This window comes from Natranaeroarchaeum aerophilus, assembly GCF_023638055.1.
In the GTDB taxonomy this organism is placed as follows: Archaea; Halobacteriota; Halobacteria; order Halobacteriales; family Natronoarchaeaceae; genus Natranaeroarchaeum; species Natranaeroarchaeum aerophilum.
Window position 1 is genome coordinate 195,357 of sequence record NZ_JAKRVY010000006.1, and the last position, 16,448, is coordinate 211,804.

Below are 16,448 nucleotides of genomic sequence, written 5' to 3' on the forward strand. Positions count from 1 at the left end.
GCCTTGTCTGCATGCTCGTGCCTTGGTTTCGAGATTCTCAATGGTCATGGGTGGCAGTCTGGCCGGCCGTCACCCGGTACAGGCCAAGCAGATCGAGAATCCTGATTGATCTCAGCGTGTCTTCAAGCGCTGATCGATCCTCAACGAAATCCGACCGGTCTAATGTGGCGATTAACAGGGAATCTTCTTGCTGCTTTTCAAAATAATGGTATGCATCAAGGAGCAAATCCCGATCATCGCTATTCTCCATAATCTGATTTAAATCGCTGAATTTCCCGGGATAAGTTGGTGAGTGATCTTCGGGTGCATCCGTCCAGATATGGAGACTGCTCTCGGGGGTCTTGAGTTTCTGCAAAAATGCGACAGCCACCTGAAAATCCTGCTTGATTTGCTGTTGGAGTTCATTCTTCAGGTTGTCTGGGGGACTGTGAGCAAGTTGCTGAAAGATCGATTCTCGATGGGAAATGTACTTTTTTACTGGCGATTTTAAATCGTCAAATTCTCGGTCGACAAACCGTTGGAGATCATCTATCAAGCGGTATTCTTCACCTATTGAGAAGTCATCCGCCACACGGGCGGCGACCTGAAGTGTTCGCCGACGGCACGTTTCGACAACCTTTCGTGCCTCTTCATGGACACGGATGCTGGTCACGTACTCTGCAGTCGAGATGTCGAAATAATATGCACTCGCCGAGTGCATATCATCCCATTTCACACTGAACCCAATCAAGAGATTAGCATCAAGGAAGTGCTTGGAATGACCCTTCAGACTGGCTAACTCTCGTTCAGGATTGATTTTGTCACTTTCGCCCATGGTTCATTTTCCGTGGCACGCGACGCGTTCTGTGCGTATATCCCTGCATCCAGCAACCGTGATTCAAAGTCAGTGAGACTTTGCTCATAGGTGGCTAGCGACTGGTTTGCCTGTTGTTCCCACCGTTCAAGCGTTTCTGCATCCGTTCCACTGGCAGTTTCGTATCTAAGGCGATTGCAGAAGACCTGCCACGTGGTCTCAGTAAGTTCGGTCAGTTCGGCCCGCAGGAGAGGATACTCGTTCGTCTCCGCTGTGAGGAATGTATCAGCTAGTGACACAAAGCGGCTGAAACGGGTGTTAAACGCCTCAAACGCGGGATCAAGTGGTAGTTTCCCTTCCGCCCTGTACAGCACTTGCTCGAGATCCGACGCAGTACGGTTCTCCTCGCAAGCAAAGTTTTGCAGTGCGGGCAGGGTAGTAAATTTGAACTCCGGTTGGAACTCGTAAGGCGCATCTACATAGATCTCGTCCTGAAGCATTCGATCGCGTTGCTCGCGGAACCGATACTCCTCTACTACTCTTCCGAGCTGGTCTACCGCTTCGTCCAGATCAGCACTGCCGATCGAAGGCTCTGGCGGTGTCTCTGGCCCCGGCATAAACTTTGTCGCATCTCCTGTCTCTTCGACAGATGCGACGCCGGTACGGGCGGCTCTGGTACCTGCATCGAAGGCTGGCTGACTGACGGGTCCATGGAGATACCAGTAAAATGGAAGAGCTTTCGAAATATCATTATCTTCGCCCAGATTCGCTTGGACCAGATATAGGATCTTGTGAAGATCCAGTTTGTATATGTGCGTACCATTGGGGAGCTGATCGAGCAATTCCCCAGTGAGGTAAAGCGCAACCTTCGTTGGATCTGTATTAGACATTACGGAAGGACGGTCTATTCAATACTCTCAGCGCATCAGATAAAAACCTTCTGCTGTCCCATACAGTCGTAGAACACCGCATCTTCGACATCTTGTTTCTCCCGCAGTGATTCTCTCCCAAGAATATATAGTGTGTGCTGACCAGAGGGTACATATCTCATGCTTGAACAGTCAACGGAAAAAACGCCGCGCATCGAGGATATGGAAGCTATCTCCGAGTACCTACTGGACGAGGTAACTAATCAAGCAACTTCAGATCATATTGGCCATCAAGACGCACACATTGGGAGTGCTCCATCGAGTACCTATTTTTCGGGGGCGCTGTCACCGACTCGTGCGGATATCGAGCATGATGACGATGATATCTATTCTCGAATCTCACCAAGTGCACTGCACATGATCATTCGTGTGGTTCGAGAAGATGACGGGCCACAGGTGGCAATCAAGCCGGATTTTGATGTCTTCTATCGAATCTTTCCACGGTGGAAAGACCGGGGCATCGACACAGAACAGTCAGTCTATCGAAAACTGTCTCCCAATATAGAGCCTGTCACAGTATCGCTGCCGGGGCCGGAAGCAGATATAGCAGCTATAGAGCGATCGCTGGACGATGCGGAAGCCACGATTGCAGATGCAATTGGTGATGCATTAGAAGATGTGCATGCAGACATTCGTGATGATCCGCTCCAGTACAGCAGTGGTCAGGTTGGGGAGCAGTTGATCGATGATTTTCATGAGGGTGAGTTCGACGACGCCGGAACCTATCGTAAGCATGCCGCAGAGGCTAACCGCGAATTACAGACTCCCAAGTTCGATGTGCGAGTAGCACTCGATGTGCTGAATCCGAATGACACAGGGCCATTACAATTGAAGCTCAGTCTGGAAAATATCGCCAGTGATGCTCCGGACCCAGACCTGATCGAGCACACGATCTTCGGTGCTGGCCTTTCAGTGTCCGAAATCAATGATGTCTCGTTTGCCCCGTTCCGGTTTACGCGGCTGCCAGAAGACTACCGCTATGACCGCGAACTGGAGGGGTACGGGATTAACTGTTCAGTTGAACGCGTCACAGATGCGGAACAAGAAACGCTCCAGACTACCTGTCTGCCGATTCACGAGCAGTATCGGTATCGACATCGAGAACCGGAGGATGATGAGTCAGTACCCCGATTCCAGCGATTGGCTGATGAGCCACTGGAGATCCTGCGAGATTTGAAGGGTGAAATGGAAGCCTATCGCGACCGGGTCTGGAGTACGAAAGTTACAGAACTGGAAGCGGAATACGGATCTTCGGTGGCTGAGGAGGCCCGTGAGCAGATGGCAGATTTTGAGGCCGAGATTAAGCGGTTTGAACGCGGAATCCAGGTACTCGAGGAATACGAGGATATTCGATGGGCGTTCGAGTTGATGAACGAAACGTTCGACGTGAAAGTGCTACAGGATGATGGGTCCCGGGCGTATGATTCGTGGAGGCTTTTCCAGATTGTATTTATAGTCTCCAATCTGCCAGACCTTGCTGCCCGCGAACACGCCAGTCTCGCGGAGGAAGTATCGCCGAGCGAGGAGGTAAGTCTGCTCTGGTTCCCCACTGGCGGAGGGAAAACGGAGGCGTATCTCGGCCTCGTTGTGACGGCTATGCATTTTGACCGAATTCGAGGGAAGAATATCGGTTTAACGTCGATGATGCGGTATCCGTTGCGGCTATTGAGTCTCCAGCAGTTCCAGCGGATCACGGAACTGTTTATGTACGCGGATGAAATCCGCGAACGGCACTCGCTTGGTGGAGACCGCTATTCGGTCGGATATCTAACGGGAGGGACGGAAAATAAACTACGTGATCTGATCAAGAAAGAATTTGCACAGAGCAGTCTTGATGCGAGAGACTCGGCCAAGAATCTCCAGAAAGCACAGGAGCTAGCGGACCGCTGGAAGAACGATTCCTTGCATAATATCTCTCGTGAAGGCCACCAGTTCCTGAACAAATGTCCGAAATGTAGTGGTGATGTGATCACTGAATTTAATCCAGATAAATTAACTGTCGATCATACGTGCATCAATAATGAGTGTAGCTGGGATCGGTTGCCAATCTACGTCATCGACAACGAAATCTACCGGCACCTGCCGACGATGGTTATCGGCACGCAGGATAAACTCGCAGCACTTGGGTACGAGCGGAAATTCCGGCTGCTCCTCGGGCACGTTGAGGAACGCTGTCCAGATCATGGGTTTACTGATGGGACAGAATGCACAGAGAAGTACTTCTGCTCGATTGACGCTGATGAACATCAGTCATTGTACCCGAAGGATCCGGTGCCCGGGCTCCAGATTCAGGACGAGCTTCACCTTGTCAAAGAAGAACTGGGTACATTTGAATCGCATTACTGGAGTGCAATGGAGAAAGTCATCGAATGGAGCAACCACGAGAAACCGAAATTGATCGCGGCTACAGCGACGATCGAAGCCTATGAGAATCAGATCTCGCATCTCTATCAGCGAGACGCCACACTGTTTCCAGTCCCCGGACCCGAATATCGGGAATCGTTTTACGCTACTGAGGACCCCAATGAAGTCCAGCGATATTTTCTTGGAATTACCCCGTGGAATCGATCACACATCAACAGTGTTGTCAGCATTCTTGAGGCTCAGCAACGCGCGGTTCAAGATCTGCGGGACAACTTTGAGGCAGCCGAGGACCTCTCAATCGAGGATTTCAACACTATTGATACATTGAGCGAACTCAGTGATTTGCTTAGCTTCTATGAGACCGCCGTGAATTATGTTATTAGCAAGAAAGAAGGCGCTCGGATCTACACCTCTATTGAAACTCAGATTAATGAGGATCTCACCAGAGACGGATACGACGAGATCGATCGAATGTCTCTCAGCGGGGACAGCAGTTTCCAGGCCGTTTCGGAGATGCTTGATCGATTTGAATCCCTGCCCGATAACCCCGATACGGACACTGAGGAAGTCATCATTGCGACCAGCACGATCAGCCACGGTGTCGACCTAGATGCTCTGAACTTCATGATTTTCTTCGGAATGCCTCGCCGGACTGCCGAATATATCCAGTCCAGCAGTCGTGTGGGCCGAAAATACCCCGGTATTATCGTTGACGCGTTCCACCCGATCCGTGAACGTGATCGTAGTCACTTCCATTATTTTGATAAATATCATGAATATCAAGACTGGCTTGTCGAGCCAGTGCCAGTCAATCGGTGGGCAAAGTTCAGTGTGAAACGAACCCTCCCCGGCCTGTTCATGTCCTTGCTCCTCCAGAAGCACTACACCGAGATTTATCAAGAAATCGGGTCTCCCTACCAGACAAAAACGATCGCAAAGGCACACGCCCAGGGGATGATTTCCGAAAAAGAATTAATCGAAGATCTTTGCGAGATATATGGTACTGATAAACACAAGAGCCCGGTCTTTAGAGACGTTATCGAGAGGAAAGTCACTCAGTTCATGAGCGCAATCGACAGCAAACAAAAGAACTTCGTCAGTGATAGTCTTCCCGGCGACCATGGAACCATGTTCAGCCTCCGAGATGTCGACCAGTCAGTTCAGGTATTCCCAACCCGAGAGGATGGACACATCGTAGAAAATCTGGCCGACAAAGGGGGTGAGAACTGATGCAGCGAGGCCTTGCGCAAGTTCTGTATCAGTTTATGCCCGGGAAAACCTTTGATAACCCGGAGAACGATACAATCGAGCAAGTCAAAGGAATCTCCAGTACCGACATCTCAGACGAGGTTAATACCGACTACCTAATTAAAAGTGTACGGGCGAAAGTGGATAACTGGGACGGTCCAGCGCAAGGATTTCTTCCGCCAGAACGAGAATTCTGGACAATTCAGCAGCCAGACTCTGTCATTACGAAAGTATTTCCACTCGTTTTCCGGTGTCGGAATTGTGGCCATGTCGTCGATCACACCTATAATCGTGAATCACTGGCCTCAGAGCCGGTGAACTGCAGTCATTGCGGGAGCGGACGGCTCTGGCAGATTCACCACGTGATGGTTTGTGATGAGTGTTCGGAGATGGAATCGATTCCGGTTCCGCGCTGTCGGAATGGGCACAACGACCAGTGGATGATTCTTGACAGCAGTGCTGAGCGTTACAAGAACTTCCGCTGGGTCTGCAAGATCTGTGATGAGGAAGTTTCAAGCGGACTATACCGTAAATGTGACTGCGGCAACTCGATGCAACCGACTGTTCATCGCGCTTCGATGGCCTATCGCATCCACAGTTTCACAGATGTTCATATCCACCATCACTACGACCTCGAAGAAGGCTCCGAAAAAATAGACACTGTACGGGAAGTATCACTTGGCGCTGCACTCGGGCTCTTTGAACATCCAGATACAGAAGTTCAGGAACTCGTGGAGAGGGATACAGGCGGAGATAGTGGTGTTGAAGATATCTTGAATGACGATACGCTGTCGCCTGAACAGAAGGCTGCTCTTCAAGAAAAGTACGGGGACCTCGTTGAGGAATCCGAGCAGCTAGGTGAGGTCCAGGAACAGGTGAATGAACTTGTAGATGCGGATCGGGAGCTGTCACGGAATCATTTGAATTTCCTGCGGACACTGGAAGAGATTGAGAGTGAGCGTACTGCGGAGTTCCTTGCGGATGTTGATCGACCGGTTGATTGGGAGGCAGAGTTCGCGAAAACGGGGATTGCGGAGCTACGGTTGACAAGCGAGTTCCCGATTCTCACAGGGGTGTTTGGGTATCATCGAACGTTCGATGATCCTGAGGAGGGGCGTTTCCCAGCAATCAAAGCGTTTCCGCAGAAAGATAATGGTCTTCCAATTTATGCAACACGGACCGAGACGGAGGCGATTTTGTTGTCGCTTGACCCAATCGCTGTCGCGGAGTGGTTATATATAAATAATCTGGTGTCTAAAGACCCTGCGGAGTTGAGTGATGCGGAAACAAGAGCACTGGTGTATAATCGTATGGAGACTGTTGGACCATACTCGGAGTTGTCCGAAATGGACGAGGTGACAGAGCATGTGCATGGGTTGCTACATACGGTCTCACATGAGCTAATCAAAGAAGCTGCACAGCTTTCGGGAATAGAGAGAACGAGCCTTGCCGAGTTCCTGTTCCCTGAGGCATTATCCATAGCAATTTATTCAAACCATACGGAGTCCTTTACAATTGGAGGACTTTATACACTAGTTGAACGGAATCTGGAGAACTGGCTGTCTGATGTACGGCAAGAATCCCGATTCTGTCTATATGATCCGGTTTGCGCTGAACAGAACGGGACGTGTCATGCGTGCACGCACATAAGTGAAGTTAGTTGCCAGCACTTCAATCAAAATTTGAGTCGCGGGCATTTGTATGGCGAAGCCACAACAAGCCGGGACGTCACCGGTTTCTGGGAGCTAACCAATGGACGTTAAGTCAATCGCACATCTCTCGGACAACCTGCAGTCGTTGGGTGTTCCGCCGCGAATGTTTGGTGCAGTGATTGAGTACTGTGCTGGGGCCGTTGAGGGTGGCGTAACAGTTGATGCGATTTCTGATGAACTTGGTGTATCGCGGGAACTGACTCGGACAGTGCTAAAACGGCTGGTATTGGTAGATGCTTTAGCGCTGAGTGAGGAAGACGGAGTGTATAAAATTAATTATAACGTGTTCGACACGGTGATTGAGCGAATTCATTGGTTTTCGTCTATGGAAAACCAAGATGCTATTGACTCTATTCTTACAGAGTCTCCTGCAGAGATCGAAGTGGTAACGAGTTCGCCGTCAGGAATTGAGGGAATTCCGCACTCCAGTATTACGGGCAGGATGATAGAAATGATCGCGGGAGCATCGGAAAGGGTTGTTGTAGTGAACCCATTTTTCACTGATGGTGGGCTTGATCTGTTACTGGATGCATTCGTTGCTGCTACAGCACGGGGGGTGTCACTGCGGATGATCACGCGAGATATCGAAAAAGGTGATCAGTCAAATGCAGATGACATTGGACGTTTAGCGTCACGGATTCGTGATGGTGGACAACTGGAGAAATTCAGTGTGTTTGAGATTGATACGACAGCGTTCCAAGATGCGTCGTTGCATGCTAAGGCAATGGTGGTAGACAGTCACCGATCGTATGTTGGTAGTGCTAATCTTACTAATCAGAGTCTGCAAAATGCTGTTGAAATGGGGTTGTATCTGGAAGGGGTCCCTGTAGAGCAGATTAATTCGTATCTCGAACAGTGCTGTAACTCAGACCTGTTTTGTTCCGTCGATATAGAGTCAGTCCTGTAGCAGGGGTTGGATGGCTCTAGGAATACAACAATAGGCTGTAGTATCATCAGATGGGTTTCTCCCTACCGAAAGGAGGTAATTTTTGATGATTATGTACGCTGGCCTCCAAGGCTTCGGGCAGAAATCAGGCGGTTATATCTGGACTCGAGAACCGACGGTAATATAAATAAAATTGCACAATCTGTGCACGTATTATATCCAAACTATTTTGTGGTCAGCAAAGGTGGTGATTATTTATGAGCGGAACCGAGGGACAGCGGACACCAACCCTGGAAACTGACTGGGAGGATCTGACTGATGAACACCAGTCGCGTCGTGAAGAAATCGAGAACAGTATTCGAAACTGGCCCGAAGAAATCACTCAAGCATCCTATATCATAGGTGCCATTGGCGCTGGGAAAACACAACTTCTGTCTCATCTGTTTAGATACTCATATGCAAACACCGGAAAGCCAGCGCTGTATGTCACGATGGGTCAGCTTCTTGATGACCTAGAATCCCATGACGAGTACCCTGAAACAGGGGTAATCTCACAAGAAAAACTACATGATCTAATGGAAGATGTGGCCAGATCACGACTCGACGATATCAATTCAACGATCACTGACGAGGGCAACTTCGACCGCGGAGACTACTTATTGGATGCTGGTCGTCTCTCAGATGTCAAAAAGTATGCAGACATTCTCGGAATCTCCAAAGATGAGTTTAGTGAGATTGCCACGCAGAGTGATGAGATCATCCTCATCGTAGATGAAATGGAGGAAAGTTACAATCGGCTGGGCGAGATGGTTGCCCAGACAACTGGACCGCTACGCGAGGTCGTCGAACGAGTCGAGCGAGGCAACTCCTCGTTTTATCTAATTGGGGGATTCGGGTATGCAAGTGTTCACGAACTGGGGGAAGCAGAATACCGGCGTGTCAATCCTGTAACTCTCCCAATCATAAAACCCCAGAGTATTCCATCAGTACTTGCATCAGAGATTACTCCGGAACAGCGAAACTTTATTTGGTGGATGTCACGCGGCCGGCCGGGATGGCTGGAAATTGCGAATTCGGGCTACGAAATGCGTCCAGATGGCCTTCAGGGAAGCTACAATACACTTGCGGATATCCCGAACCTGGCGATGTCACGAGTGGACATTATCGCACTTGAGGAACTTGAGGAATATCTTCAAGACTTGACGGAGACGGAACGAGATCTTACTGCAGCTACACTGTTTACTCCAGCACCCACACAAATCAAAAATATGGCGGGACTAACAGTAGACGAGTTGGCTACCAGTGATTCACCTGTATTGACTGACAGTGGCACAGAGAGCCTTGATGCAGTTGCAGATGCCTTCCTTGCAGGGACTCATCGATTCGACAAGTACGATGATGCTGTCGTATCGGATCAATTAGTCCGACGATTCCTCATACGGATTCTACGGGGGATATCAAATAGCGATGGTGAGCTTGTGTTTGGTGCTGCACAAACACCGATGTTCCAGCGCGGGACTATTTGCAAAGACCGCATGCTCGCACCACTTGCTGAGAGAATCCATGATATTGCACTTGAGGAGAGCGGCGATGGTGAGGAGGAAACTGTAGATTTCCTCTACGAACTCTTGCAGTTCATCCAGAGCACGACTGCAGAAGAGTTAGCCGGCGAATTCGGGAAGTTTTTTGATCTCTTTTCTGAAAGCGACGAGCTGACGACAGAGAGTTATGTTGGCCCCGGCCTGCAGACATTAGTAGTAGCATTCCCAAGTCTGATTACGAATCCACGGCTCAACTTTGCTGCGACAGGCCAGAGTGTCACTGAACAGTTCGCTAATCTCGCAGAGCAGCTTGAGGATCATAACAGCGCAGAGCAGCGACTGCGTGAATTTGGTCAGATTCTACAGGGAGAGTCACAATGAGTGTTGAACTCTATCCCGTCCCGGGAAGTGAGTCTGAAGTCGACGAGCTTGTTGAATCATTCCTTGAGTCGACAGTCTCGGAAGAGGGGCTGATCCCAAACAAGCAGTTTCTTATCTTGCTCTTTGGTGAGGAAGCATCTGAAGCGGTTGAGACGGTCACGACGGTTGCCCGCGACCAAGATCCAACCGTCGAACAGGCACTTGAGATTGGGAAACTTCGCGTTGAAGCCCTTGATGAACGCCGTCTCAATACGTTCACAACCAGTCTTTTGTACAACATGCTCGAGACGGATCCTGACGCTGATCTTCAAGCGACCATTCAGAGTGATCGGATCACCGATGAGGACGAACGAAAAATTGACTACTATCTTCCACGTGTCGTCGATACAGTCACCGAACTAGTCGAAACACAGGAAGACGCAATTGAGGCGTCTCTCCATTCGATGTTCCCCATTGAAGTCCAGACTGATCGGGCGAGTGATATGAATGACAGGCTGGAAAAAGATATTGTCACTGATCAGACAATCATTGATTACTTGTTGCTTGCTTCAGGTGCAACGGATGCAACAGAGGATGTCCGAAGCCTGGTTAAATTTCTCCGGGAAAACGATATTGATGACTCGGGGTACATATCGGGCGGTTCGGACAATATTTCGGGGTACAAACGTGTTTTCAGTCTATCATACGATCTCCCTACAGATGGGTTCCGGGATGAGTTCCGGACTGCCCAGCAATTATACGAAGAGGGCGCGACGGGAGAGTTGTTCAACGTTCTAAATCGGGTCGACCCGGAAATCGACATCCGCGAAATTTACAGCCATGAGGCCCCGATTGAACGGCTGCTCACCAGCCAATTTGCCGGGAATGACCGAAAAATCGCTGAGCGCCTTCTTCGCACAATTAACGGTACTCGCGCAATCCAGAACCATCGCGAACATATTGATTCCGAGTACACGGAGACACGGGACAGTCTCAGGGAGACGATTGAGGATACTCAAAAAGAAATCACTCGACTCCAATCGCATAATGATACTTTCACATCGGAAAAAATCGAGGTCTCCTCTGCGGAAATTGATCAGTTCGAGAACGTAATCGAACGTGTTGACCAGATCAACTCCCAGATTATAAGATATCTTTTTGGCGTCGAACGAGAGCAGCGAACATCTGTGTTCACGACTATCGAAACGCGTATTGGCCAGTACCATACCCAGTTACAGGACCGACGTTCCGAGATTGATATGCTCATTAATGAACTGGATCAACTCAACGAAACAAAAGATGGCCACCTGAACACTATCGATCGTATCTACGAGGAAATTCAGGACACCTCCGTAACGATTGACGTGCCGCCGGTAGAGCAGGTGAAAACGGACCTCGACTCAAGATGGGATGATAGGTTGCAAGAACTCAAGTCTGATCTCCCAGTGATTGACTTGGATAAAGATGATGACGAGATCGATGCGACGATTGACGAGTGGGAGCAGCTCATCAATGAGGCCAAACAGGATTTGGTTAGCCTCGCGCAACCAATAGATAAACTCGAGACATTTAACCAGCAGATCCAGCAAATCGAACAAAAACGAGAACGGACTCGAGAGTCGCTTGAAACAGTGATTGGCCTCATGGAGGATACGGCATGACACTTGACAGCCTCGGTGCAGTATTTACTCGATATGACGTCTCCTCTAGTCTGGCGGCGCATGAGAATGCAGCAAAGACGATTGAAAAGCTCAAAGACGAGTTCGAAGAGCAAGTCGGTAGCAGTAACCCGGGTCTGGAGCCAAATGACCGGGAGCAAGTGAAAGAGGCATTCCAACAAGTGGCCCATGAGGAGATCCAAACGCTACTCGATGATGACCTCAAACTTGAAGAGTTTCCGACGACCACAGGAAATGTTGCTGAGAAGTTGACAGAGATTCTTCGCAGCCCGCAGGCGGAGGCTGTTGTTGATGAGATATTTAGCTGGTTACTCGCGACAGGGCTCCCCCCGCTGTCAGACGAGGTCCAGGACGACCTCCGAGAGGTTGTCAAAGAGGATATTGATGCGGCCAATCAGGCTGTAAAGGATGCGAAGAGGGCACATGACCAGCTGCGAGGCCTTCTGGGGGATTCACAGGAAGACATCGACCAGGTGATTCTTGAGGATGTCAGGTCGGTGTCATCGGTCAGTGACCTCGAGAGTTTAGCGGAAGAATTAACACGATTGAAAGAAGCATGGGTTGGCGATTGGAATCTTGAGTATTCCACGGGTGCAGGGGAAACACTTTACCGGGATATCTTGGCCCTTCTTGAGCAAAATCTGGCTGAAGAGGTGTCCAAAAAGAATTCGATTAATGCAATCGCGATTTCAATTAATCAGACATCAGAACGCTGGACGCGATGGCTGGACAAAATAAACAGCAGCTGGGGGAATATCGAGAGCCTTGCTGAGAGAATTGAAGCGCCGGATGGATCATTCACAGCTGAGGACGCGCTTGAGTTGGTTGAGGAAGAGGTAGGGCCATCGAATTCGATCAATCGGTATGTCTCTATTCTGGAGATTGTGAAGGAGGCACTGCAGGAACTCGATTCAGTCAGTATCAGCTCACTTGAGCAATATCGGGGCCCAGACGGAGAGGTGCCCAGTGAAATCGAGACGAAGGTATCCGCACTGGATCAAGAGGTTGAGAAGGCGGTAGAAGCGTTGGATGGCAGTTTCGCTGCGGATTCTACTAGCGACATCAAAGACAATATCGAAAGTGTTCAACAGAGCACGGACGAGCTTGAGGAGCAACTGGAAGAGTTACAAAAGGTGGTGGCCTCGAACATCGAGACGACACGGCAGTTGGCAACAAAGTTTGATTTAGAAGAGGAAAAGTCCGAACTGAATGGGCTGTTAAATGATACCCGGTCCGCAGATTCGACAGCAGAACTTGTTGAATTATTCCGATCCTCTAAAGAACTTGAAGAAGAAGTCCGCAAGCCGATTCGGGAAAAATTGACACCGGAGCAGGAGGATTTGTTCACTTATTTACTCGAGCGAAATGATCAGGACCAACAAGCGGAGTCTGTCTGGGATGAAGTAACTCAAGAATTTGACCGAGATCGCGAAAATCTGTTACAGGATATTGCAGCGCTCGGAGAGAAGGATCTGGTGCAAGTTGACATCAAAATAGTGTAAACGGTCAAGATTCCCTGTTCGCCCACAAAAGCTCGAGCAATTCAAGAGATCCCTCGCCAACCGGTCTTAATTTAACAACTAGACCAGTGCATCACTAGGTGTTTTCCGTCTTCATAATGCTCCGATCTCATCCTCCTTGCATCCGACCAGCTCAAATCTGGAGAAAGCAGAAGGGGTTTTCATCTGGATACCCTATGGAACCGCATCCCGGCCCAACTTAATCCGCTTTCTGAAGTTCCTGCTCTTGAACGGGCCTGTCAAATATTTCTGCACGAATCGCAGTCCCCAGGGCCTGAGCCAGTAGCGGTGGGACGGCATTCCCCACCTGTTTGAATGCGTGGGTACGGGCGACCGGGAACTCGAAAGTATCTTTGAACGACTGCAGTCGGGCAGCCTCCCGGACAGTAATTGATCGGGCCTCGTTCGGATGGATAAACATGTGTCCGTCCTTGTAGAGATGGGCCACGATCGTGGTAGCAGGCTCCTTTGGATTCTGTTTTTTCAGTTTGTCGGGGAAAATATCTGTTCTGTAGGGCTGGTGCTCTTCAGGAATATCTCCGATTATGTAGGACGTCCCCTCACCCAGCAGTTTGTAGAGGGTGAGATCTCTCATATTGTGTCCACGGCACTCGTGGTTCAGCAGGGGTTGATCTTCCCAGTCGGCTTCCTCTTCGAGATTTCGGGCCCAGTACTGATACTCGGAGATCGGTCCAAGTTCGTATTCTTCTGCTTTCGTGGGTGGGGTATTTCCGTCTGGTGAAACTGGTGGTAGATCAAGGATAGCATCAGCAACCGTATTCCATGGCTCTTTGCTGTCTATGTCTTTTCGGAATGTTGGGAATTCTCTTTCTTCCTCTTCCTCAACGAACCCTTCGAGAGTATGCTGGTCCTCGCTGGAACGCTTTGATGGGTCCTGTTTGTATTTGATTTTCTTTTCTTCCTCATTCCGGGGTGAGCGGTGAGACTGCCACTCCACCATATCGGGATTATCGGCACCGATCCGGTTCCCGATGAAGAACAGCCGCTTTCTGTGCTGGGGGACGCCGAAGTCAGCAGCGTCGAGAAGCTGGACTCGAACCGTGTAGTTCAGATCCAGATCCAGATCCGCAACCTGTCTCTCGCCCCGCATCTGTTCTTTGATAGTCTTGACCACTGGCTCGTCATTTTCATTTTCTGCCGAGAGCATTCCCTCCACGTTTTCCATCAGGAAGGCCTTCGGCTGGTAGTGATCGACGAACCGAAGAAACTCTTCATAGAGAAGGTGACGCTCGTCGCTCTGGTTGTCTCTTCCCTCAAGAGAATTGATCTTGCTCTTGCCCACCAGAGAAAACGTCGGACAGGGTGGTCCTCCCGCAACCAGATCCAGTTCGCCTTTTTCGAGCCCGAGGTCCGGTGGTTCTTCTTCACGGATGTCACCAACCGTCATTTCACATCCGTGATTTGCCTCGTATGTCGGTTTGGTGTTCTTTTCGTGATCAATACCCCAGAGAGTCTCAAACCCGGCATCAGATAATCCCTGAGAGAGCCCTCCTGCTCCGCAAAAGAGGTCAATTGCAGTGAGGCGATCGTCGGTCATATGTTCTCTCCAATGTGGTGATGGTCGTTTAAACTTGCTGTTCGAACCATGTCTCTATATTGTGTGTATAATGTAATCAAGTTAAATACTCCGCAATGGACTACTGTCAGGTCTGAATGGACGTTGAAGAGTACGCCTGGGTGAAAGCTAGCGACTACCGAGAGAGTATTCTACTTGCACTGGATGACAAACCTCGAACCCCGAAAGAACTGTCCGAGATGACGGATTACTACCTCAGCCACGTTAGCAATGTCCTATCTGACCTCGAAGATCATGGTATGGCTGAATGCATAACGCCAGATAGAAAGAAAGGACGTCTATGGAATTCCACTGAAAAAGGCGAGAACATCATTGAGGATCTGAAAAAGTGACTGACAGGTGCTTGCTACCATTCGGAAAGACGGCTGTTTCTGTAGAAGTATATGAATCTCAGATCGACGTCGACAGAGCAATTAGCTGTGCCAGAGAGGGTGGTGTAGCCGATCCAGAAAAGAGAATCAACGAGTTTGTCCACAGTGTTCCGGATCTACTGGAGTGGCTAGAAGTTCACGGACGCGAATACCCCTGGAGAAAGAGTACGGATCCGTGGGAAGTGTATATTGCCGAGATCCTGTTACAGCGGACACGGGGAGACGCCGTTGAAAATGTATACGATAGCGTTATTGACCAGTTTCCCGGCCCCGGAGCGTTAGCCGATGCCTCAAAAGAAGAAATACGGGAATCCGTTCACTCACTTGGATTCGCTAACCAGCGGACACGGAGCCTCCGTGAAGTGGGAGAAATATTCACTGATGAGTTCGATGGGGAGCTTCCGGACAATATCGACGAGTTGCAGCTCCCCTGGCGCGTTGGGACCTACTCGGCTCGGGGAACACAACTGTTTGCCCGCGGGGAACCGCTAGCTCTTGTGGATGCGAACTTCGCCCGGGTGATCGGTCGGGTACTCGGGTACGACATGCCTCAGCAGCCACACAAGAGCGATGAGGTGTATTCCCTTCTGGAAGCTTTGACTCCCGGGAATCCCGAGATGGCGAGAAGTTTCAATCTGGCTATTCTCGACCTTGGGGCACTTGTCTGTACCTCAAAGACACCCCACTGTAAATCATGTCCGATTAGCCAATCCTGCAATTACTACGCGTCCAACTGAGCAGATCCAATTTGTGGTTCTGCTCAACTCAGCTAGCTTTGAAATATTCTGACTGATATGCCGTATCACTCAGGCCCCTTTCTACAGCCCGCTCAGCTTCCTTCCTCTTTACAATTTTTTTACGGAGTATTTCTTCCGGCTTCTTGTCTTCATCTTTCGACGTGTCTGGATCGTCATCATCGTCATTATTATTGCATGGATGGATTGTGTTATAAAGTCCTTGTGGAGTCTGTTTCCACGGGGCAATTAGACAGTAGGATTTGTTGATCTTTTCAGTGGTCCAACCCCAGATTTTCATACCATAATACCAGATCCCCCCGAGCTGAGGGGTTGATTGGTTGAGCCGATGGCGTCGTACATTTAATTCATCCAACCGTTCACGAAGCTCTTTGTTATTCTTTCGGGGGTTGGAAATGTCCATCTCTATAAAATCAGAAATCTCATCATACAATTCCTGATGTTCTTGACCAGCATTGTAATATTTTCGTGAGCGCAACTTCGGTCCATAAAACGAGCTAATCAGTGAACTAAATAGGATTATAATTGCCAAATCCGCGGGTGTAAGTGCAGAAAGCTGAGAAATCCAAGGAAAATCCGGGGATCCATCTCTTGTGAGCATATATATCAAAATTGCTCCAACAACTGCAGTAAATATAGAGCGTGTCATAGAAACGTTCTCAATGAAGGAAGCAGGGTGTTGGAACTGTGTCT

General features: G+C 49.5%; 12 protein-coding genes. 8 read left to right on the top strand and 4 right to left on the bottom strand.

The window, feature by feature from the left end:
- Window positions 1-37 precede the first annotated feature (37 nt).
- Together AArcSt11_RS11895 and AArcSt11_RS11900 are read right to left on the bottom strand one after the other, a co-directional pair.
- Complete coding sequence (locus AArcSt11_RS11895) at window positions 38-814, bottom strand: hypothetical protein (protein ID WP_250597304.1); 777 nt, start codon at window positions 812-814, stop codon at window positions 38-40.
- A complete protein-coding gene (locus AArcSt11_RS11900) occupies window positions 775-1,683 on the bottom strand; it encodes a hypothetical protein (protein WP_250597306.1) in 909 nt (302 codons plus the stop codon). Before AArcSt11_RS11900 ends, AArcSt11_RS11895 begins: the two co-directional genes overlap by 40 nt.
- 159 nt (window positions 1,684-1,842) lie before the next feature.
- Here AArcSt11_RS11900 and AArcSt11_RS11905 point away from each other — a divergent pair, with 159 nt between their 5' ends.
- The 6 genes from AArcSt11_RS11905 (at window position 1,843) to AArcSt11_RS11930 (ending at window position 13,014) form a co-directional block, all read left to right on the top strand.
- Entirely contained in the window at window positions 1,843-5,316 is a 3,474-nt protein-coding gene (locus AArcSt11_RS11905; protein ID WP_250597308.1) for a helicase-related protein, read from the top strand.
- Entirely contained in the window at window positions 5,316-7,097 is a 1,782-nt protein-coding gene (locus tag AArcSt11_RS11910; RefSeq protein WP_250597310.1) for a DUF8724 domain-containing protein, read from the top strand. The genes AArcSt11_RS11905 and AArcSt11_RS11910 overlap by 1 nt, the downstream gene beginning before the upstream one ends.
- Window positions 7,087-7,953 (top strand): phospholipase D-like domain-containing protein, encoded by an 867-nt coding sequence (locus AArcSt11_RS11915; RefSeq protein ID WP_250597313.1) that lies wholly within the window; start codon window positions 7,087-7,089, stop codon window positions 7,951-7,953. The genes AArcSt11_RS11910 and AArcSt11_RS11915 overlap by 11 nt, the downstream gene beginning before the upstream one ends.
- Window positions 7,954-8,189: 236 nt before the next feature.
- Complete coding sequence (locus AArcSt11_RS11920) at window positions 8,190-9,854, top strand: hypothetical protein (protein ID WP_250597315.1); 1,665 nt, start codon at window positions 8,190-8,192, stop codon at window positions 9,852-9,854.
- Window positions 9,851-11,494 (top strand): hypothetical protein, encoded by a 1,644-nt coding sequence (locus tag AArcSt11_RS11925; RefSeq protein ID WP_250597316.1) that lies wholly within the window; start codon window positions 9,851-9,853, stop codon window positions 11,492-11,494. The genes AArcSt11_RS11920 and AArcSt11_RS11925 overlap by 4 nt, the downstream gene beginning before the upstream one ends.
- Entirely contained in the window at window positions 11,491-13,014 is a 1,524-nt protein-coding gene (locus tag AArcSt11_RS11930; RefSeq protein WP_250597317.1) for a hypothetical protein, read from the top strand. The genes AArcSt11_RS11925 and AArcSt11_RS11930 overlap by 4 nt, the downstream gene beginning before the upstream one ends.
- A 217-nt stretch (window positions 13,015-13,231) precedes the next feature.
- On the opposite strand, the gene AArcSt11_RS11935 is transcribed toward AArcSt11_RS11930, so the two are convergent.
- Complete coding sequence (locus AArcSt11_RS11935; protein ID WP_250597318.1) at window positions 13,232-14,590, bottom strand: DNA cytosine methyltransferase; 1,359 nt, start codon at window positions 14,588-14,590, stop codon at window positions 13,232-13,234.
- A gap of 116 nt (window positions 14,591-14,706) precedes the next feature.
- Here AArcSt11_RS11935 and AArcSt11_RS11940 point away from each other — a divergent pair, with 116 nt between their 5' ends.
- Both AArcSt11_RS11940 and AArcSt11_RS11945 read left to right on the top strand, forming a co-directional pair.
- Window positions 14,707-14,961: a helix-turn-helix domain-containing protein gene (locus AArcSt11_RS11940; RefSeq protein WP_250597320.1), complete on the top strand. Its 255-nt coding sequence runs from the start codon at window positions 14,707-14,709 to the stop codon at window positions 14,959-14,961.
- On the top strand, window positions 14,958-15,737 hold the full coding sequence (locus AArcSt11_RS11945; RefSeq protein WP_250597322.1) for an HhH-GPD family protein: 780 nt from the start codon (window positions 14,958-14,960) through the stop codon (window positions 15,735-15,737). Before AArcSt11_RS11940 ends, AArcSt11_RS11945 begins: the two co-directional genes overlap by 4 nt.
- A gap of 28 nt (window positions 15,738-15,765) precedes the next feature.
- Here AArcSt11_RS11945 and AArcSt11_RS11950 read toward each other — a convergent pair.
- A partial coding sequence (locus AArcSt11_RS11950; RefSeq protein WP_250597325.1) for a hypothetical protein occupies window positions 15,766-16,448 on the bottom strand: 683 nt, incomplete at its 5' end.

Coding starts and splice junctions, on each gene's coding strand:
- AArcSt11_RS11935 (WP_250597318.1), bottom strand. CDS start 14,590: ATGACCGACGATCGCCTCACTGCAATTGACCTCTTTTGCGGAGCAGGA.
- AArcSt11_RS11905 (WP_250597308.1), top strand. CDS start 1,843: ATGCTTGAACAGTCAACGGAAAAAACGCCGCGCATCGAGGATATGGAA.
- AArcSt11_RS11920 (WP_250597315.1), top strand. CDS start 8,190: ATGAGCGGAACCGAGGGACAGCGGACACCAACCCTGGAAACTGACTGG.
- AArcSt11_RS11910 (WP_250597310.1), top strand. CDS start 5,316: ATGCAGCGAGGCCTTGCGCAAGTTCTGTATCAGTTTATGCCCGGGAAA.
- AArcSt11_RS11925 (WP_250597316.1), top strand. CDS start 9,851: ATGAGTGTTGAACTCTATCCCGTCCCGGGAAGTGAGTCTGAAGTCGAC.
- AArcSt11_RS11930 (WP_250597317.1), top strand. CDS start 11,491: ATGACACTTGACAGCCTCGGTGCAGTATTTACTCGATATGACGTCTCC.
- AArcSt11_RS11915 (WP_250597313.1), top strand. CDS start 7,087: ATGGACGTTAAGTCAATCGCACATCTCTCGGACAACCTGCAGTCGTTG.
- AArcSt11_RS11900 (WP_250597306.1), bottom strand. CDS start 1,683: ATGTCTAATACAGATCCAACGAAGGTTGCGCTTTACCTCACTGGGGAA.
- AArcSt11_RS11895 (WP_250597304.1), bottom strand. CDS start 814: ATGGGCGAAAGTGACAAAATCAATCCTGAACGAGAGTTAGCCAGTCTG.
- AArcSt11_RS11940 (WP_250597320.1), top strand. CDS start 14,707: ATGGACGTTGAAGAGTACGCCTGGGTGAAAGCTAGCGACTACCGAGAG.